We start from the raw sequence: 18008 nt of genomic DNA, 5'->3' as shown, positions 1-18008 counted from the left end.
CGACCTCACCGTGCCTAGCGCGGGACCATCGCCAGCTGCCTACTCTGCACGACCACGGCTCCGGTCGAGTCCAGTACCAGGTGATCTTCTTCGAACCACGTAGCGCCGATCACGGTGCTGCTCGCAGCTACCCGCAACCAACCGGGAGCGGGTCGACGACGAAGGTAGGACGTCAACTGCACGGTCGGAGCCCAGCCGAACAGTCCGCGGTTCATCGTCACGGGTGCGCAGATGTCACCGGTCATGTGTGCGAACAGGACGGCGGTGTCGGCATCGGCCTCGTCGCCCGGACGGGGCCGGACCCACATGCGAATCTCCGATTCGCCCTGTTTACCGGTAAGAAAGTGCGCCGATGTCGGGTCGATTCGCATATCGCACCCCTGCGCCAGGTGCACTACCGACGCCATCGGATGTTCCCCGCCGACCGCGTCGGCATCCGCAGGGGGTTCGATAGCCATCGACGCGAGCGCCGAGGGAACTTCGTGTCGCGGCGAGTCGGTATCCGGGCGCCCCAGAGTGACGACGGCCCGCACCGCCACCCGGCCGGCCTGGGACATTTCGACGTCGACGCTCGATACTTGCTTGCCTCGCTTGCGGACGATCGTCGTCAGATCCACCTGGCCGGGGTCGGGCGCATTCAAGTAGCTGACGCTGACGGCGAGAGGTTGCGCCTCCGCGTCGTCGAGCTGAGCCTTCGCTGCCGCTGCACAGGTGGCGAGCATCGTGCCACCGTGCACTTTGGGGCCGATGGTCCAGACGGAGTCGATCACTGCTGCGAAGGAACCCTCGACGTCGGTACGCGCGAGGATCGTCAGTGCGGTAGCCGAACGAAAGGGGCTGGGTTCGGTCATCGGTCGGGCCTTTCGTGGGGGGGGGTGAAGTCATGGGGGGTGAAGATCGTTTGCGCATGGATTCCACCGGCGTCATCGCCAGGTCGGTCTCGGCGATCCCCCACCGTGCGAGTCCGAAAATGAGTGCGCTGTCGCAGGAGCCGAACTATCCGAGATACCGCCGTGCGAATGCCAAAGCCTGCCCGAGCATCGACGCCCGCTCGGGCAGCGTGCGTGCGTTCTGCGTATTGATCTCGATGACGGCCTGCCCGCGAAAACCTCGACGAACCAACTCTGTGCACACCTCGGCGCATGGTTGTTCGCCGTGCCCGGGGATGAGATGCTCGTCGACCGACGCACCTCGACCGTCGGCCAGATGGAGATGGGCCAGACCCGCACCCATGCGATTCATCATCTCCAACGCATCGGTCCCGGCAGTTGCCGTATGTGACAGATCCAGCGTGTAGTGCGCGTGCCCGGAATCGGTCGGGTCGTAGGACGGCGCGAACGCCGAGAGCGCAGCACCAGGGCCGCCGCGCTTGCGAAGTCTCGCCGCAGATCCTTCCTTGCGGCCGAACAACCGATCTGCACGCATCGGAAACATGTTCTCGACGGCGACCACGACGTCCGAACCCATCTCGAGGTCCGCCACCTGATCGGCGAATCCGTCGGCATACTTCCGCTGCCACCGAAACGGCGGATGCACCACGACTGTCGAGGCACCCAATTTCTCTGCAGCCTGCACCGAACGTTCCAGTTTTGCGGCCGGGTCGGCGCCCCAGACTCGTTGGGAAATCAGCAGGCAAGGGGCATGGATGGCCTGCACCGGAACCGAATACTTACGAGAGAGCGCCGCGACGGCATCGACTTCCTGGCTCACCGATTCGGCCCACACCATCAGCTCGATGCCGTCGTAGCCGAGTTCTGCCGCATAGCGAAACGCCGCTTCGGTGTTCTGCGGATACACCGAAGCTGTCGACAATCCGACTGCTACCAAGCCTTTCGACGCCACCGTCGACTCAGCCCGTACTCAATTGGAAAGCCAGCGGTCCCAACGTCACGAACACCCCGACTGCGATGGCTATGACCATGCTGAGCAAATCGTCGGTTCGACGCAGAATTCGCACCACGGCCACCAACCCGACGATGACGATGACTGCCAGAGTCAGGGCAACCCATGGCAGCATGTCCCAGAGCTTCTCGAAGCCTTTGAACAAGAGTGCGCCCACCACGATTGCGACGGCGCCCTGTCCTGCGAGTGCGAGCCATTGCTTGGCAGCATTCTTCTTGTCGGATCGTTCCTTCGAGGCGTCCGCGGCCTCAGTCGCGAGATCGTCCTCGGCGACAATCTGGTCTTTCTCATCCTTCTTGTCGACCGCCTCGACCTTCTTGTCGACCGGTCCGACCTTCTTGTCGACCGGTTCGAGGACGACGGCATCGGTCACCTCGGTCACAGCGTCGTCGGGCTTCGATGCCGCGCGGCGCTCGAACGCTCTCCCGAATTTCGGCTTCGCATCCGGTGTCGGTGCTGCAGCGGGCGACGCCGCTGTCTTCTTCTCGGTTTCCGGTGCCTTCTTTTCGACTGCCTTCTTTTGAGCCACCGCGACCGGGTTGGAGGGTTGCGGTCGCGACTGAGCGGGCATCGCGGCTGTGCTGGGCTGATCGGCCGCCCGCGGCCGAGCCTGCGACGGCTTGTCGACCACGTCGGTCTTCGGAACAGCGTCTGCTTCGGTGCGTGAGAACCGACTGCGTTGAACGAACCCTGACGTGCGGGAACTGCGCTCGACCGGTTTCGCTTCCTGGTTCGGCTTCGCCACTGTTTCCTGGCGCGACACTGGTTCTTGACGCGGCACTGGGTCTTGACGCGGCACTGGGTCTTGACGCGACACTGCTTCCTGACGCGACACGGTGTCTTGACGCGAACGGACCGGCACCGGTCGCGGTGTGGCTGCCGACCCGTAAGGCCGACGCTCGTTCTCGTCGTGAGCCTGATTCAGCAGATCGGCTGCAGCTGTCGTCGATCCCGACAACAGTTCCGGCTCCTGCTGCCTGCGAGAAGATTGCTGGAACTGAGGCTTGGGCGTCGGCTGCGGTGACGGCGCGGCGGCACGCGGCGGTTCGACGACCGGCGCTTCGGCAGAGACCGGTTCGTCGCGCACGACGGGGATTTCCCCGGTCAACTCGGCGACGGAGATACCGCCCTTGACGCCTCGACGGCGGCGTCCGCCCGAATTGAGGTTCGACTTCTGACCGTTCCGCGCGAGTAGCTCGGCAACGGAAATCTGCCCGGTGTCCTCCGGGTTTGCGTTGTTGTTCGTCATGTCGAGCTCACTACCGGATCGCCGGTCGTTTCGGTGTCCAGCTTCCGCACAATCAAACCTTCCCTCAGCGCCCTCGAACGGATTTCGATCGGGTCGATCGACAGTGCTCGCATGCTCGCCTCCGCTACCAAAGCTCCTGACACCGACTGTGGTGACCGATCGTCACCGACGCATCCCCATCCTGCACGGTCCGCGCCCGACCTTCGGACCAACGATCGAATCGTCCTCGACGTTCCCACCGTACGGTCCGGGTTGCCCACAGTAGGTAAATACGTCGGCAGTTCCGATTCGAGCCCACTCCGCAGAACGTCGAAGCGTTCGTTCGCGGCTAGTTCCGGGTCGGGACGGCCACCGACAATCGCATCCATCACCGATGGATGTGTGGTGTTGCTTTCGACGTCGAGCACCCCTAATCGCACATGACCACGGTACTGGGTCTACCGTCCTCTCTTGTGACACCAGGTAGTGGGCAGCAGACTTTTGCTGCAGAAGTTGATCTGGATTTCCCTCGCGAATGGGTGGAATTTCCCGATCCCGACAATGCCGAGCACATCATTGCGGCCGATCTGACATGGCTTCTGTCCAATTGGACGTGTGTCTTCGGCACTCCGGCCTGTCAGGGCACGGTTGCCGGTCGCCCGGACGACGGTTGTTGCTCACATGGCGCCTTCCTGTCCGATGACGACGACAAGCGCAAGCTCGACGAGTCGGTGAAGCTACTGACGCCGGAAGACTGGCAACTGATGGACAAGGGCCTCGGGAAGAAGGGTTACGTCGAACTCGACGACCTCGACGACGAGCAATCGCTGCGCACACGTCGGTACAAGGGTGCGTGCATCTTCCAGAACCGCCCCGGATTCGCCGGCGGCATCGGCTGCGCGCTGCACTCGATGGCCCTACGCAAAGGCATCGAGCCGCTCGAGGTCAAACCCGACGTGTGCTGGCAGTTGCCCATCCGCCGCACGCAGGATTGGATCACCCGGCCAGACGGCACCGAGATCCTCAAGACGACCATCGGCGAGTACGACCGTCGCGGTTGGGGCGAGGGCGGTCACGACCTTTCCTGGTACTGCTCCGGCTCCCCCGACGCGCACGTCGGAGAGAAGCAGGTTTTCGAGTCGTACAAGCCCGAACTGACCGAGATGCTCGGAAAGCCCGCGTACGACGAGTTGGCGTCGCTGTGCAAACGCCGTCGCGGATTGGGCCTCATAGCGGTCCACCCGGCAACCCGCGAGGCGCAGCGGACCAAGTAGTTTCAGGCGAGTGGAAATGCTTCGTGGACAAGCACTTCCACTCCCCTGCGATGCGGTCGCCTACCCCTCGAGCTTGTAGCCCAACCCGCGTACGGTGACGAGACGTTCGGGTTTGGCCGGATCCTGCTCGATCTTCGATCGCAGCCGTTTCACGTGCACATCGAGGGTTTTGGTGTCGCCGACATAGTCCGCACCCCACACCCGATCGATCAACTGACCCCGGGTGAGTACGCGCCCGGAGTTGCGCAGCAAATATTCGAGTAGATCGAATTCCTTGAGCGGCAACGTGATCTGCTCGGTGTTCACCAGCACGACGTGCCGTTCGACGTCCATGCGAACAGGCCCGGCTTCGAGCACACCAGTGTCGACGATGCCGTCGAGCTCGGCATCGTTGCCCCGACGCAAGACCGCGCGGATACGTGCGATCAACTCTCTGGCGGAGTAAGGCTTGGTGACGTAGTCGTCTGCGCCGAGTTCGAGCCCGACCACCTTGTCGATCTCACTGTCACGTGCCGTCACCATGATGACGGGAACACCTGAGCGCGAACGTAATTGCTTGCACACGTCCGTTCCGCTCATGCCGGGAAGCATCAAATCGAGGAGCACGATGTCCGCACCTGCCCGATCGAATTCTGCGAGCGCCGAAGGGCCGTCTACGGCGACGGTGACCTCGAAACCCTCCTTCCGGAGGATGAAGGCCAAAGGTTCGGCCAACGATTCCTCGTCCTCGACGATAAGCACGTTGGTCACTGTGTCTCTCTTTCTGTCGACGCAGGGTCGTCTTCTTCGAAGTACGCCGGGATCTGCAGGGTGAAGGTGGATCCGGTGCCGAGCTTGCTCCACAACGAAAGACTGCCGTTGTGGTTGGCTGCGACGTGTTTGGCGATCGCCAGACCGAGGCCGGTGCCGCCGGTGGCTCTCGAACGCGCTTTGTCGACGCGGAAGAATCGCTCGAAGACCCGCTCCTGATCTTCCTTGGCGATGCCGATTCCACGATCGGTAACCGCGAATGCAACATTCGAGCCACGAAGACCTCGACTCACCGAAACGGGTGAACCATCGGGCGAGTATGCGATCGCGTTCTGAATCAGGTTGGCGAGTGCCGTCACGAGTAGCGCCTGGTCCCCCAGTACTTCCAGGCCGCTCGGGTGGTCCGTGGTGACACTGATTCCGGCGTTCTCCGATGCGAGCTTCGACCGATCGAGGGCTTCGTTGACTACGGTATCGACATCCACGACGTCGAGGTCGGGGAGCCTCTCGGCCCCCTGCAGGCGCGAGAGTGCGATCAGCTCGCTCACCATGCTGCCCAGCCTCTTGGATTCGGCGACGACCTTACCGCCGAAATGACGGACCGAGTCCGGGTCGTCAGCTGATTCGAGTAGAGCTTCGGCCAGCAGGCTCATCGCACCGACTGGAGTCTTCAATTCGTGGCTGACGTTGGCGACGAAGTCCCGACGCGTCGCTTCCATCCGGGCCTGCTCGGAATCGTCGTCAGCGAACAGGACAACGAAACGTTGGTCCTCTTTGCTCAGCAGCCGAGCCACGCACCGGACCGCCATCCGGTCTCGACTCGTCGTCGTCCTGGCTTCCTTCGAACTGATGTCGACCTCGACGGGATTCCCGTCGCCGAGAACCTTTTGTGCGGCTTCCCATGCACGACCGTCGATGAGTCGATTACGCACCAGACCGAGTTCCTCGGCCCTCGGATTCGACAGGACGACGTCGTGGAACCTGTCTACGACGGCGATGCCGCTCTCGGACGCGAGAATGATCAGGTCCAGCACCTGCGGCATCGTCAATCCCGATGCCGCGCGTGTCCGCGCCGAATGCCGAGTCGCGAGGTACGGGATCAGAACACCGCCGACGAGGTACCCAACGAAGGCCGCTGCGATAGCCAGCAGCACAGCCGATGCAACACTCACACCGGAATCGTACGTTCGATGTGGAGCTCGTATACGCAGGGCGCAGGCATTCCCCTGGTCGCAACCGGCCTCGCCGACAGTGTTCTTCGACCGTTCATCTGAAGTTCGGGGAATCGGACACCGAATGGAGCCGCCGAACCACCGGAGAGCCTATTTTCCGCCCTGATTGGCGACGGCTGCCGCTCCCGCTGCCGCTGCTTCGGGGTCCAGGTATGTTCCTCCCCCGTTGCTCGGAATCAGCTTGCCCTCGCCGGCTTCGAAGTCGTAGCGCAGCGGAATGCCGGTAGGAATGTTCAGTGCCGCGATATCGGCGTCGGAAATCTCGTCGAGATACTTCACCAACGCCCGCAGTGAGTTGCCGTGCGCCGCGACCAGAACGTTCTTGCCCGCCTTCAGCTCGGCGACGATCGTCTCCTCGAAGTACGGGATGAGCCGGTCTACTACGTCCTTCAGGCATTCGGTCAGCGGCACGGTCGGCAGGTCGGCGTAGCGCGGGTCCGCGTCCTGGCTGTATTTGCTGCCTGCTTCGATCGCGGGCGGCGGCGTGTCGTAGCTACGACGCCACAGCATGAACTGCTCGTCGCCGTACTTGTCCTTGGTCTCCGCCTTGTTCAATCCCTGCAGCGCACCGTAGTGACGCTCGTTGAGGCGCCAGTCACGAACGACGGGGATCCAATGCCGGTCCGCTGCGTCGAGCGCGAGGTTCGCCGTGCTGATCGCTCGACGCAGAAGCGAGGTGTACAACACGTCGGGCAGCAGGTTCGCGTCGACCAGGAGCTCGCCGGCACGCTTGCCTTCGGCCTCTCCCTTGTCCGTCAAGCGGACATCGACCCACCCGGTGAACTGGTTGGAGAAGTTCCATTCACTCTCGCCGTGGCGGAGCAGAATCAAGGTTCCGATACTCATGGGGTCAGTTTCTCATGAACTGCGCAACAGTTGGCGCGCGTGGACCGGACACCGTTTTTACCGACCTGCGCGCCACATTCAGGTCCGAGCACGTGTGCGCGGTTTACAAAAACGGTGTTCGGTCTGCCGAGTGCGTCTCATCCGCGTGGTTGTAACCGGGTGTTCGGCAATTCCGGTGCTGGCAGCGTGCTTTCCCATTCTGCGGGAAATGCCCCGTACTGCGTGGCGGACGAATTGTCTCGACGCGCCTGCTCCCATTCCGTGCGGAACTGGACTATCTCCTCGTGACTGCGTCCGATGAGGTTCCACCACATGATGATTCGCTCGTTCAGCGGTTCACCTCCGAGGAGCAGAACTCGTGCGTCGAGGTCTGTGGATGCGTGCACGGTGATCGTCTCCACGCCGGGCTCGTGATAGATCAATTGCCCGGTGCTGGCTGCTATCCCGGACACGGTGACCTCACCCGTGTCGACGAGGACGCCGTGTTCGAACGTGACATCGACATCGAGACGCGCAGTGCTTCCCGCCGGCACGACTATCTCGGCTCCCACCAAAGGGCTGAACATCTCGACGGGCGAAGTCTGGCCGAACAGCGATCCTAGAAAGACCGCTGCACGAATCCCGCCATGCTCGACTATCGGCGGAACGTAGTGGTGAAATGCAGGTTCGGTGAACCGATGATCGGCCGGCAATGCGATCCACAACTGCACACCGTGCAGGACGGAAGTGTTCGGTGTCGAGAATTCCGAATGCGCTATTCCTGTGCCCGCCGTCATCACGTTCAATTCGCCGGGGCGGACCATCGCGCGCGTTCCAGTGGTGTCACGATGCTCGATTTCACCGCGGAAAAGCCACGACACGGTTTGCAGCCCAGTATGTGGATGACCCGGGACCTGCATGCCAACGCCGGTAGAGACGTCATCTGGCCCGTAGTGATCGACGAAACACCATGCCCCGATCAATGATCGAGTGCGCTGCGGCAGAGTGCGCCGGACGGTCATTGCGCGAGGACCACCCAACGGGACTTCCCGCGCCTCGAGAACTTGTACGACTCGATCAAGACGCGATTCACACGACAACTCCTGCGGCGAGGCTTCCAGGTTACTCATAACCGACCCTCATCTCGGTAGCATCCGGGATACCGATTCGGACGACGGCCCGGCATTCTGGGGCATAGTGGGATCATGACCAATGGAGACCACAACGACGACGGCCACGGTTCGACAATAGTCGATGCTCCCGATCACCAGCGTTACGAAATCCATGTGGACGGGCAGCGCGCCGGGTTCGCGGCCTACATCGATGCCGACAACCAGCGGATTTTTCATCACACTGTGATCGACGATCAGTATTCCGGACGAGGCCTGGCCGGAGAATTGGTTGCCGCTGCGTTGAGTCGCACCCGCGATGCCGGTAAGCGCATAGTCCCGGTCTGCTCGTACGTTGCCAGATTCGTCGAAAAGCACCACGACTTCGACGACGCCCTCGACCCGGTTACACCTGCCACACTCGAAATCGTCCGGGCCGAGAACAAGTGACCGCAGGGTCGAGTATTCATCGACAAGCAAAGCCCAACGGTATACAAGGCAATGGCCGCTGCTGCAGGCGAACTCCGGTCGCAGGCCGCTGACGTAGGGCTCGATCGAATCATTTTGGAGCTGGTAAACCTTCGGGTTTCACAGATCAACGGGTGTGCCTTCTGCCTCGACGTGCATAGCGCCGCCGCGTTCAAGGCCGGTGAAACCCTGCAACGCGTTGCGGTCCTACCCAGCTGACGCGAAACCACCCTGTACACCGTGAAAGAACGTGCGGCTCTGCACATCGCCGAAGCCGTCACCCTGGTGAACAAAGAACACTCGAGCGACGAAGACTACGATCTGGTTCGGCAATCTCTCTCCGACGACGAGATATCGTTGCTGATCCTCATCGCGATTACCATCAACTCTTTCAACTGCATTTCGATCTTCAGTGGGCATCCCGTTGTGCCGCGGCCACATTCGTCCTACCCCGCACCCCCACAGCCGGACTCTCTCAGCTCACACGGGAAGGTAGTCCGCGCGCAGGACGTCCTTACGGAGTTTGCCGGACTCCATCCGGGGCAGCTCTTCCCGGAAATCGAGGACCCGCGGCACCTTGAACCGCGAGAGCCCCTCGCGCGCGAACTCCAGGAGCTCCGCTGCCAGCTCAGGACCAGCAACGATGCCTGCCGCCGGCTGCACGATGGCGTGCACGTACTCGCCCATGTCCGCGTCGGGCAGGCCGAACACCGCGACGTCGGCGACCGCCGGGTGCATGATCATGTGGCCCTCGATCTCGGCGGGATAGATGTTGACGCCGCCGGAGATGATCATGAACGCCTTGCGGTCGGTCAGGTACAGGTAGCCGTCGGCGTCGACGCGGCCCATGTCGCCGATCGTCCACCACGTCGGCCGGTCCGGGTGCATCGCGCCGGCGGTCTTCGCGTCGTCGTTGTGATAATTGAAGGGTATGTCCTCCCGCGCGAAGTACACGGTCCCGACTTCCCCCGTGTCCACCTCCGCACCGTCGTCGTCGCAGATGTGGATCACGCCCGTCACCGATCGGCCGACGGTGCCTGGCCGCTCCCCCCAGTCCCGCGCCGCGATGAACGTGACGCCGATGCCCTCGGTGCCGGTGTAGTACTCGTCGACGATCGGGCCCAGCCAGTCCAGCACCCCCCGCTTGACGTCGACAGGGCACGGCGCGGCCGAGTGCAGCAGACCCTGCAGCGAGGACAGGTCGTGGCGAGTGCGGATCCCCGGGTCGAGCTTGAGCAGCCGCACCATCATCGTGGGGACGACCTGGGTGTGGGTGACGCGGTGCCGCTCGATCTGCGCGAGGAACTCCTCAGGATCCCACTTCGGCATCACCACGACGGTGCCGCCTATCTCCTGCACCGCGATCGACCAGTTGAACGCCGCCGCATGATAGAGCGGCGCGGGCACGAGATACACCGACTCCTCGTCGATCGTGGTGATCTTGCGGGCCAGGCCGGAGCTCCGGGGTGCGGCCGGATCGTCGACCCGCAGACCGGTCAGTGCACGCTTGACGCCCTTGGGCCGGCCCGTCGTGCCGGAGGAATACAGCATCAGCTGTCCGCGGGGCTCGTCGTCGAGAGGCTCCGCCGACTGCCGCGCCAGCAGCTCCTCGTAGGGCTCGACGCCGTCGATCACGCCGTCGAACATCATGCGGTGCACGGAGGGGTCGAGCAGCGGCAGCAGCCCGGCGGCGGTCTCCCGCAGGCCGTGCGAGCAGATCAGCACCTTCGCGCCGGAGTCCGCCATGATGTAGGCGGCTTCCTCTGGCGTGCTGTGCCGGTTGATCGCAGTGATGTAAAGACCAGAACGCACTGCAGCCCAATAGCTCTCGAAGAACCGGACGTGGTTCTCGGCGAGGATCGCGATGCCGTCACCCACCTGCAGACCCCGCCCCCGCAGTTCACGGGCCAGCCGGATGGAGCGCTCGTCGAGCTCGGCGTAAGTGACGCCGGGGCCATCGCTCATCCGGACGGCGACGCGGTCGGGATGGGTGCGGGCGTGCAGTGCGGGGTACATCGAGGTCCTCCAGTGTTGGTCGATTGGTTTCATCGGCTCGGAGCCGGGACTTTTTCGTCTCTACAAAACTGATGATCGTCCGGGCTCGGTCCGTTGCCGCAGCATCGCCTCGCGCTCCCCGGAAGAGGTGATCAGTCGGTGGTCCACGCTTTGTCGAACAACAGGATGCCGTCCGAGCTCAATTGCACGCCGCGCACGTTGTCCGCGAACGGCATGAACAACCGATAGGGCCCGGTCACTGCCATCGGCGCGGTCTCGTTGACCAGAGTCTGGATCTCCGCCAGGGTCTGGCGCTGGTCGTCGTCCTCGCGAGCCGTCTGAAGCCGGCCCAGCAGCTCGTCCATGGCGGGGTTGGCGTAACCGAGCACGTTGGACGCGGACGCACTGTGGAGGTTGCCGTACATCCGGATGAACGGGGCCTCGTCGAGCACGTTGAAGCCGGCGTAGGAGACGTCGTAGTCGTGCTGCGCGTACAGCATCTTGACCAGGTCGTTGATCGAGCTGGCGTAGTTGATCTGGACCTCGAAACCCACGTCCTGAAGCATCGCCTGGATCGCGAGGGCGCTGCGCTGGGTCTCGGGGTCGTTGGTGCCCACGTACGTGATCTTGCCGTCGTAACCATCGGCCTTGGCCTCGGCGAGCAGGCTGCGGGCCGTGTCCGGGTCATAGCCGGCGCCCGGGACGTCGGAGTGCCACCGCGACTGCGGCGCGAACATGTCGCTGCTCGCCACTCCGCTGTCACTCTGCACGCGCTGGTTGAACAGATCGGGGTTGTACGCGGCGACCAGCGACCGACGGACCCGTTCGTCCGCACCCGGGCGGCCCTCACGGTTGTTGATGATCACCGTGCCGCTCATGTTGGCCGTGTACAACGCGCCAGGCAGGCCGGCCTCCTCTGCCTTGTGCACGTTCTCGGGATTGCGCAGGTAGGCGATCTGCACGTTGTCGGACTGCACCGACTCCAGACGAGTGGTCTCGTTGACGATCGCGGGGAAGCGCACGGAGTCCAGGTACGGCTTGCCACCCCAGTAGTCCGCCCGCGCCGTCAGCACCAGCTCCTCCTGCGAAGCGAACCGCTCGAGCGTGAACGGCCCCGCCCCGATGGGAGCGAACTCGCCGCCGGCCATCGACGACGGCGCGACGACCATGCCCGGTCCGCTGGTCAGCAGTGCCGGGAACTCCCGCCACGGACGCTGGAGAGTGAACGTGACCGTCGAGTCGTCGGTCGCCTGTGTCTTCTCGACCGAGGCCGCCCACACCTGCGTGTGGGTGCCCTTCTTCTCCAGGTAGCGCTCGATACTCCAGGTCACCGCCGCCGCGTCGACGGGCGTGCCATCGCTGAAGGTGGCGCCGTCGCGGAGTTTCACGGTCCAGACGGTGTTGTCCTCGTTCGCGGCGATCGACTCCGCGAGTTGGGGGACGTATTCGCCGGAATCCTGGTCATAGCGCAGCAGTAGGTCGTAGAGCGCGGCCATCTCGGTGCCGCCAGTGGAGCCGCCGTCCTGCCGGGCGGCCGGGTCCAGGCTGCTCACCGAGGAGTAGCCGGCGTAAGCGATGGTCCCGCCCGGCCTCGGATCACCATCGGCCTGCACCCCGACGAGCCCGTTGGCCACGTCGTCCGAACTCGCCGATGAGGCGGATTCGCCGCTCGAACAACCCACGAGGAGCAGTCCCACCGCGGCGCACGCAGCCAACACGCGGCCGGTTCCCGATAGTGCACGCAAGGCCATATCGCACTCTTTCTTTCAGTCGGAGGCATGCCAGACTTCGCCGCCCGCACAGCTCAGGCGACGTTTGACAGCTTAAGGTTACGACCTTAACCTACATCTTGTGACCCCCATCACGGCACGAATCGCGATGATCGACGCCGCCGAGCAGATCATCGCCGAACGCGGACTGCCCGCGCTCACGCTCAAAGACGTCCAGCTCGCGGCGGACCAGTCGAACAAGTCGGCGGCCAAGTACCACTTCGGGTCCCGCGAGGGACTCATCGAGGCCCTCGTCGCGGCGCGTATGGGACCCATCAACGCCCGCAGGACGCAGCTGCTCGAGGAAATCGAGACGTCCGGCGATCCAACGCCCGTCCGACAAGCCGTGAAAGCCCTCGTGCACCCCCTCGCCGCCGAGACACTCGGCCGGCCCGGCAGCCGCTATGCGCGCTTTCTCGTGCAGGCGGTGATCGATCCCGTACTCGCCGAGGTGACCCAGAAACACTTGCAGGCGGAAAGCTACCGTCGCGTCCACCAGCTATTGGTCGCGCTCTGCCCCGCGCCAGGAAAGATCGCGACCTGGCGCACCAACAACGCCGTCATGTTCAGCATGACTGCCCTCGCCACGCGGGAAGGCACAGACCGGACCGACGCCGAGACCACGGCGATCGTCTCCAACCTCGTCGACACCCTCGCCGCCATGATCGAAGCCCCGGTCTCGACCCCCACCCCGTATCTCTAGGAGCCACGCCATGACCTACGCGCTTCCCAGCACCGCAGCCCCCACTCCGACCGACCCGCTGGCATACTTCGGGCCGATCATCGCCCCCCGTCTGACAGCAGCCGCGGACGATCGGCCCTACGAACTGTTCACGCTGAACCCGCAGACCCCCACCATCGGCGCCGAGATCTCCGGCATCCGACTCGGCGGGAACCTCACCGAGGAGGTCCTGGCGGAATTGCGCCGCGCGCTGCTCGAGTGGAAGGTGCTGTTCTTCCGCGACCAGGACATCACGCGGGCTGAGCACCGCGCGTTCGCCGCACGGTGGGGAGAGCTCGAGCAGCATCCGTTCTACAAGTACACCCAGCCCGGGCAGAGCGACATCGACGTCGCGACGCTGGCCAAGGACGCGACCGCCGTCGGCGCCGAGAACATCTGGCACAACGACGTCACCTGGCATCGGACGCCCTCGTTCGCGGCAGTCCTGCGCGCGGTCGAGATCCCCCCAGTCGGCGGGGACACGCTGTGGGCAGACATGGGCGCGGCATACGATCTGCTGCCCGAAGACATCAAGGCGCGGATCGACCACCTCGAGGCCGAGCACGACTGGCTACGTTCGTTCGGGTCCGGGATGCCACAGGACGCGATCGACATGCTGCGACCCCAGTTCCCGCCGGTCACGCACCCGGTGGTGCGGGTCATCCCCGAGACCGGCCGCCGCGTGCTGTTCGTCAACGTCGCCTTCACCCAGCGCATCCTCGGCATCTCGGCGGACGAATCGAACGAGCTGCTGCGCATGCTCTACCGGCATGCCATGCGCCCAGAGCTGCAAGTTCGGCTGCGCTGGCAACCGAATACGATCGCCTTCTGGGACAACCGCGCCAGCCAGCACTACGCCTCGAGCGACTACTTCCCGGCGCGTCGCGTCATGGAGCGCATCTCGATCGTCGGCGACACGCCCATCGGCGTCGACTAGCACCACCGCGCTATCCCCTTGTCCGGCAATCAAATCAGGAGAGTCCCATCGTGATAGAGGCGCAGGCCCCCAGCCACCACTCCGAGCTGAAAGCGCTGCTCGACACGCGCAGCAGCTGCCGCGCGTTCCGCACCGACCCCGTGCCCAGCAGCACGATCGAGCAGATCCTCGAGATGGCGCAGCGCACGCCGTCCTGGTGCAACACCCAGCCCTGGCAGGTGTCGATCACCGAGGGCGAGGGCACCGAACGGTTCAGGAAAGGGCTCGGCGAGTACGTGCTGACCTCTCCGCAGGCGCCGGACTTCCCCTTCCCCACCGCGTATCAGGGTGATTACGGCGCCCGCCGTAAGGACTGCGCGATGCAGCTGTACGCGAGTGTGGGCATCGCGGCCGGCGACCGCCAGGCATCGTCGGCGCAGACGATGAAGAATTTCGAGCTGTTCGGCGCACCCCATGTCGCCGTCATCACCTCGGACGAGGCCCTCGGGATATACGGAGCCGTCGACTGCGGCCTGTACGTCAACACCTTCCTGCTCGCCGCACACAGCCTCGGTGTAGCGACGATCCCGCAGGCCGCGCTCGCCGGCAGCGCACCCTATCTGCGCGAGTTCTTCGGCCTGCCCGAGGACCGAAAGGTGGTCTGCTCCATCTCGTTCGGCTACGCCGACGACGCGCACCCCGCCAACTCCTTCCGCACCCCGCGGGCGGACATCGGCACGGCCGCGACCTGGGTGCGGGCATGAGCGTCGTCGAGGAGCGTCAGGGCCGGGTACTCGTCATCCGCCTCGAGCGGGAGGCCAAACGCAACGCGATCGACCGGGCCACCTCCGAGGGCATCGACGCGGCACTGAACCGGCTCGAGGACGATCCGGAGTTGTGGGCCGGCATCATCACCGGGACCGCTCAGGTGTTCAGCGCGGGCACCGACCTCAGCGCGGGCGTGAGCCTGCGGACCGAGCGGGGCGGGGAGTACGGCGTCATCCGGCGCGAGCGCCGCACGCCGCTGATCGCCGCGGTCGAAGGACTCGCGCTCGGCGGCGGATTCGAGATCGCACTCGCCTGCGACGCGATCATCGCCTCCCGCACCGCGCGTTTCGGGCTTCCCGAGACCCGACGCGGACTCGTCGCTACCTCGGGCGCGCTCTTCCGCGCCGCCCGGGCGCTGCCACCGAACATCGCGCGGGAGCTACTCATCTCCGGCCGCCACCTGGAGCCAGAACGCGCATACCAGTTGGGTCTGGTCAACGAGGTGGCCGAGCCCGGCCGCGCGCTCGAGCGGGCGCTCGCCCTCGCCGAGGATATCTGCCTGTCCTCCCCCATGGCCGTGGGGGAAACCCTGCGCGCGCTGCGCGCCATCACAGCCGCCGAGGACACCCTCGGCTGGCAGGCCACCGAACAGGCCATCGAGGTATTCCGCGCCTCCGAGGACATGAGCGAGGGCATCAGCGCATTCTTCGACAAGCGTCCGCCCCAGTGGCGCGGCCGCTGACCGTCCAGCAGCGTCGCGGTGGGACGTCCCGGGGTCATCGCCGGCAAACGGGCGGGCCCGGTCCCATCGTGGACCGGCGTCAGATCCAAGATCGCTGCGACGTAACTGGGTTCGCCGTGTCTCCCCACCTGTGCTCGTCCACGCCGATTATGCGGATCCCGCATTGGAGGCTGGAGAGCCGAAACGAGTAGACAATAGGGGCGGCCGCAGCATCTCGACGCCTGTCCCGTAGCGGAGGTGGTCACAGCTTCTCACGCGTCGAGAAAGTGACACGTACCGAATACCCGCTATGCCCGACATGTGCGCGGCCATGATCACGAACACGATGGCCAGACCGGCGAATCCGGCAGTAGCCAGGCAACTTCCGTTGGCAACTCCATTGAACAACGCTACGAAAACCAGTACGGCGAAGGCTGCGATGAACACAGCACTCGAGAAACCCGTCCACTGAATTCTCTGCGGCCACCGTGGAATCCACTGGAGCACAGGAAGATCTGTGCGAGGTTGAGGATGGCCTCTTTCAGAACCCATGTCAATCCCACAGATTCTGCATGACCTTGGAACCGCCCCAGGCAACGCGGCGAACATGCTTAAAATTTCGGTGTCGACCTTCAACGATTCCCCCAATCGTGACCCGAACGGCACTCCAGCTCGGGTGAAAATGCTCGCACCAAAACGACGAACCACCATCACCTGCTGCCGATCAGCGCACCCCCGGTCGTCACCGCGATCCGAAGCTCACTCCCTACGGAATTCCGAGGAACGACGTGACAACGCCGGCGCGTTGTCCGCGCAACCGGCCCTGAGCGATCTCGACAGTGACGTCCATCCCTCATCGGTACCCGAACAAGTGGGCATGGTGTTCCGGTTGCGCGGTTATCAGGCGGGATCCCGCCGAAAGGTCGTCTTGGTGGAACACCATGCCCACACGCCGGTCGCCCACAAGCTCACGGGCGGCGGACGGCCTTGACGACCACGTCGTGAATCGGGGTACGGCGGCCGTCGGGTGCCGTCGATTCTCGGTGTGATTCGGCGGCGGTGACGACCTCCCAGACGGCAGGGTCGAGGCGTGCCGTGATGCCGGCGGCCGTCGCAGAGGCCGACGCGGGCGGATCCTCGTGCCCATGACCATGACCATGCTCGGTGTCCGCGCCGTGATTCTCGTGATGAAGATGGCCCACGATGAACAAGGTGCCTGCGGGGGCGACCCAGGATGCGATGCGGTCGTAGAACTCGAGTTGCGGCATCGCGGGATGCGCATAGTGAGTGGTCACCAGGTCGTACTTTGCGTCGGGTTCCCAGGTGGACAGGTCGGCCTCGATCCACTGCACCTGATCGGCGACGCCCATGGCGGTGGCTCGCTGGGCCGCGTGAGCAAGAGCATCGGTCGCAATGTCGGCTGCCGTGACCTGCCAACCGCGTTCGGCGAGCCAGATCGCTTCGACTCCGGCGCCACATCCCGCTTCGAGTGCGGTGCCGGGGGTCGAGTCTGCGAATTCTCGGACCAGGTGCGGGTTCGGTTCACTGGCAGCCATCCCCGCAGCGCGGTCGCCCTGCCAGATCTGGTCCCAGTAATTTTTGTCGAACGAGTGCGTCATCGCATGTTCTCCTTCTCGATATAGGTGGCTTCTTCGACAGTGACCGGAGCAGCGCGGTATTGCAAACCTTGTTGCCGAATGGCAAAGTCGAACCGCATGAACAAGGCCACGGATCGCACCATCGATGCCGTAGGACCGCGGCTCAAGCAATTACGACAGCGCCGCGAGATCACGTTGATCGCTCTCGCCGAAGAGACAGGCATTTCAACCAGCACGCTGTCCCGACTCGAAGCAGGACTTCGGCGCCCCACCCTCGAACAGCTGTTACCGCTGGCCCGCGCTTACGGCGTCACTCTGGATGAGCTTGTCGACGCCCCGCCCACCGGTGACCCCCGCATCAACATGCGCCCACTACCCACTGACGACGGCACCACCATCGTGCCTCTGTCGCGTCGACCTGGTGGTATTCAGGCCTACAAGTTCGTCCTCCCCGCCGGTCGTGACGACGCAACTCCTGTGCTACGCACGCACGAAGGTTTCGACTGGGCCTTCGTTCTCGACGGCAGATTACGGCTCGTCCTCGGCGAGCTCGATCTCATCCTCGAACCCGGCGAGGCCGCGGAGTTCGACACCAGGACCCCCCACTGGTTCGGCGCTACCAGCTCCGGCCCGGTGGAGTTTCTCAGTCTGGTCGGCAAGCAGGGCGAGCGCGCGCACGTCCGCGCCGCGCCGACGAAGGCGAGTTCAAAATAGGACGGCTCTTCGAAACTG

The 18008-nt window shown here is 64.2% G+C and carries 18 protein-coding genes and 1 pseudogene; 8 read left to right on the top strand and 11 right to left on the bottom strand.

Features of this window, described 5'->3' with window-relative positions:
- Positions 1-14 precede the first annotated feature (14 nt).
- From ABIB36_RS09495 to ABIB36_RS09480, 4 genes are all read right to left on the bottom strand, one after another.
- Positions 15-851, bottom strand: coding sequence for a thioesterase family protein (locus ABIB36_RS09495; protein WP_084346206.1), 837 nt, complete (start codon positions 849-851; stop codon positions 15-17).
- 145 nt (positions 852-996) lie between these two features.
- Entirely contained in the window at positions 997-1842 is an 846-nt protein-coding gene (locus ABIB36_RS09490; protein ID WP_179142232.1) for a sugar phosphate isomerase/epimerase family protein, read from the bottom strand.
- Between the two features lie 7 nt (positions 1843-1849).
- Entirely contained in the window at positions 1850-3151 is a 1302-nt protein-coding gene (locus ABIB36_RS09485) for an Rv0497 family membrane protein (protein ID WP_354563395.1), read from the bottom strand.
- A complete protein-coding gene (locus ABIB36_RS09480) occupies positions 3148-3570 on the bottom strand; it encodes a Ppx/GppA phosphatase family protein (protein ID WP_306294091.1) in 423 nt (140 codons plus the stop codon). Before ABIB36_RS09480 ends, ABIB36_RS09485 begins: the two co-directional genes overlap by 4 nt.
- On the opposite strand from ABIB36_RS09480, the gene ABIB36_RS09475 reads away from it, so the two are divergent.
- Positions 3571-4404: a DUF3109 family protein gene (locus ABIB36_RS09475; protein ID WP_247595957.1), complete on the top strand. Its 834-nt coding sequence runs from the start codon at positions 3571-3573 to the stop codon at positions 4402-4404. It begins immediately after the preceding gene.
- 60 nt (positions 4405-4464) lie between these two features.
- Here the strand turns inward: ABIB36_RS09475 and ABIB36_RS09470 are convergent, their stop codons facing one another.
- From ABIB36_RS09470 to ABIB36_RS09455, 4 genes are all read right to left on the bottom strand, one after another.
- Positions 4465-5154: a response regulator gene (locus tag ABIB36_RS09470; protein ID WP_084346208.1), complete on the bottom strand. Its 690-nt coding sequence runs from the start codon at positions 5152-5154 to the stop codon at positions 4465-4467.
- Positions 5151-6326 (bottom strand): sensor histidine kinase, encoded by a 1176-nt coding sequence (locus ABIB36_RS09465; protein WP_084346209.1) that lies wholly within the window; start codon positions 6324-6326, stop codon positions 5151-5153. Before ABIB36_RS09465 ends, ABIB36_RS09470 begins: the two co-directional genes overlap by 4 nt.
- A 150-nt stretch (positions 6327-6476) precedes the next feature.
- On the bottom strand, positions 6477-7232 hold the full coding sequence (locus ABIB36_RS09460) for a phosphoglyceromutase (RefSeq protein ID WP_354563392.1): 756 nt from the start codon (positions 7230-7232) through the stop codon (positions 6477-6479).
- Positions 7233-7369: 137 nt separating this feature from the next.
- Positions 7370-8341, bottom strand: a complete 972-nt coding sequence (locus ABIB36_RS09455; protein ID WP_084346211.1) for a pirin family protein — start codon at positions 8339-8341, stop codon at positions 7370-7372.
- A 75-nt stretch (positions 8342-8416) separates the two neighbouring features.
- Here ABIB36_RS09455 and ABIB36_RS09450 point away from each other — a divergent pair, with 75 nt between their 5' ends.
- Positions 8417-8770 (top strand): GNAT family N-acetyltransferase, encoded by a 354-nt coding sequence (locus ABIB36_RS09450; RefSeq protein ID WP_354563389.1) that lies wholly within the window; start codon positions 8417-8419, stop codon positions 8768-8770.
- A gap of 18 nt (positions 8771-8788) precedes the next feature.
- A pseudogene (locus tag ABIB36_RS09445) lies at positions 8789-9223 on the top strand (carboxymuconolactone decarboxylase family protein); the annotation flags it as partial.
- Positions 9224-9268: 45 nt separating this feature from the next.
- On the opposite strand, the gene ABIB36_RS09440 reads toward ABIB36_RS09445, so the two are convergent.
- On the bottom strand, positions 9269-10804 hold the full coding sequence (locus ABIB36_RS09440; RefSeq protein ID WP_354563387.1) for an acyl-CoA synthetase: 1536 nt from the start codon (positions 10802-10804) through the stop codon (positions 9269-9271).
- Positions 10805-10935: 131 nt separating this feature from the next.
- Positions 10936-12534 (bottom strand): ABC transporter substrate-binding protein, encoded by a 1599-nt coding sequence (locus ABIB36_RS09435; protein WP_354563385.1) that lies wholly within the window; start codon positions 12532-12534, stop codon positions 10936-10938.
- A gap of 100 nt (positions 12535-12634) precedes the next feature.
- Between ABIB36_RS09435 and ABIB36_RS09430 the strand changes: the two genes are divergently transcribed.
- From ABIB36_RS09430 to ABIB36_RS09415, 4 genes are read left to right on the top strand one after another with little or no spacing between them, the layout of a single operon-like run.
- Positions 12635-13255, top strand: a complete 621-nt coding sequence (locus ABIB36_RS09430) for a TetR family transcriptional regulator (protein ID WP_256895544.1) — start codon at positions 12635-12637, stop codon at positions 13253-13255.
- 10 nt (positions 13256-13265) lie between these two features.
- Positions 13266-14210: a TauD/TfdA dioxygenase family protein gene (locus tag ABIB36_RS09425; protein ID WP_354563382.1), complete on the top strand. Its 945-nt coding sequence runs from the start codon at positions 13266-13268 to the stop codon at positions 14208-14210.
- Positions 14211-14260: 50 nt separating this feature from the next.
- Complete coding sequence (locus tag ABIB36_RS09420; protein WP_179142233.1) at positions 14261-14953, top strand: nitroreductase; 693 nt, start codon at positions 14261-14263, stop codon at positions 14951-14953.
- Entirely contained in the window at positions 14950-15699 is a 750-nt protein-coding gene (locus ABIB36_RS09415; RefSeq protein WP_354563378.1) for an enoyl-CoA hydratase-related protein, read from the top strand. The genes ABIB36_RS09420 and ABIB36_RS09415 overlap by 4 nt, the downstream gene beginning before the upstream one ends.
- A gap of 947 nt (positions 15700-16646) precedes the next feature.
- Here ABIB36_RS09415 and ABIB36_RS09410 read toward each other — a convergent pair.
- Entirely contained in the window at positions 16647-17297 is a 651-nt protein-coding gene (locus ABIB36_RS09410) for a class I SAM-dependent methyltransferase (protein ID WP_084346219.1), read from the bottom strand.
- Positions 17298-17393: 96 nt separating this feature from the next.
- Here ABIB36_RS09410 and ABIB36_RS09405 point away from each other — a divergent pair, with 96 nt between their 5' ends.
- On the top strand, positions 17394-17990 hold the full coding sequence (locus tag ABIB36_RS09405) for a helix-turn-helix domain-containing protein (RefSeq protein WP_084346220.1): 597 nt from the start codon (positions 17394-17396) through the stop codon (positions 17988-17990).
- Positions 17991-18008 lie beyond the last annotated feature (18 nt).

It is taken from the genome of Rhodococcus sp. UYP9 (assembly GCF_040547235.1).
Taxonomy (GTDB): domain Bacteria; phylum Actinomycetota; class Actinomycetes; order Mycobacteriales; family Mycobacteriaceae; genus Rhodococcoides.
Note: the sequence above shows the minus strand (reverse complement) of the source record. Positions and strands in the feature narration are given on the sequence as shown.

What these genes read in the sequence shown, in the direction of transcription:
- ABIB36_RS09495 (WP_084346206.1), bottom strand. Translation starts at nt 851, where the DNA reads ATGACCGAACCCAGCCCCTTTCGTTCGGCTACCGCACTGACGATCCTC.
- ABIB36_RS09485 (WP_354563395.1), bottom strand. Translation starts at nt 3,151, where the DNA reads ATGACGAACAACAACGCAAACCCGGAGGACACCGGGCAGATTTCCGTT.
- ABIB36_RS09475 (WP_247595957.1), top strand. Translation starts at nt 3,571, where the DNA reads ATGACCACGGTACTGGGTCTACCGTCCTCTCTTGTGACACCAGGTAGT.
- ABIB36_RS09460 (WP_354563392.1), bottom strand. Translation starts at nt 7,232, where the DNA reads ATGAGTATCGGAACCTTGATTCTGCTCCGCCACGGCGAGAGTGAATGG.
- ABIB36_RS09455 (WP_084346211.1), bottom strand. Translation starts at nt 8,341, where the DNA reads ATGAGTAACCTGGAAGCCTCGCCGCAGGAGTTGTCGTGTGAATCGCGT.
- ABIB36_RS09450 (WP_354563389.1), top strand. Translation starts at nt 8,417, where the DNA reads ATGACCAATGGAGACCACAACGACGACGGCCACGGTTCGACAATAGTC.
- ABIB36_RS09440 (WP_354563387.1), bottom strand. Translation starts at nt 10,804, where the DNA reads ATGTACCCCGCACTGCACGCCCGCACCCATCCCGACCGCGTCGCCGTC.
- ABIB36_RS09435 (WP_354563385.1), bottom strand. Translation starts at nt 12,534, where the DNA reads ATGGCCTTGCGTGCACTATCGGGAACCGGCCGCGTGTTGGCTGCGTGC.
- ABIB36_RS09425 (WP_354563382.1), top strand. Translation starts at nt 13,266, where the DNA reads ATGACCTACGCGCTTCCCAGCACCGCAGCCCCCACTCCGACCGACCCG.
- ABIB36_RS09415 (WP_354563378.1), top strand. Translation starts at nt 14,950, where the DNA reads ATGAGCGTCGTCGAGGAGCGTCAGGGCCGGGTACTCGTCATCCGCCTC.
- ABIB36_RS09410 (WP_084346219.1), bottom strand. Translation starts at nt 17,297, where the DNA reads ATGACGCACTCGTTCGACAAAAATTACTGGGACCAGATCTGGCAGGGC.
- ABIB36_RS09405 (WP_084346220.1), top strand. Translation starts at nt 17,394, where the DNA reads ATGAACAAGGCCACGGATCGCACCATCGATGCCGTAGGACCGCGGCTC.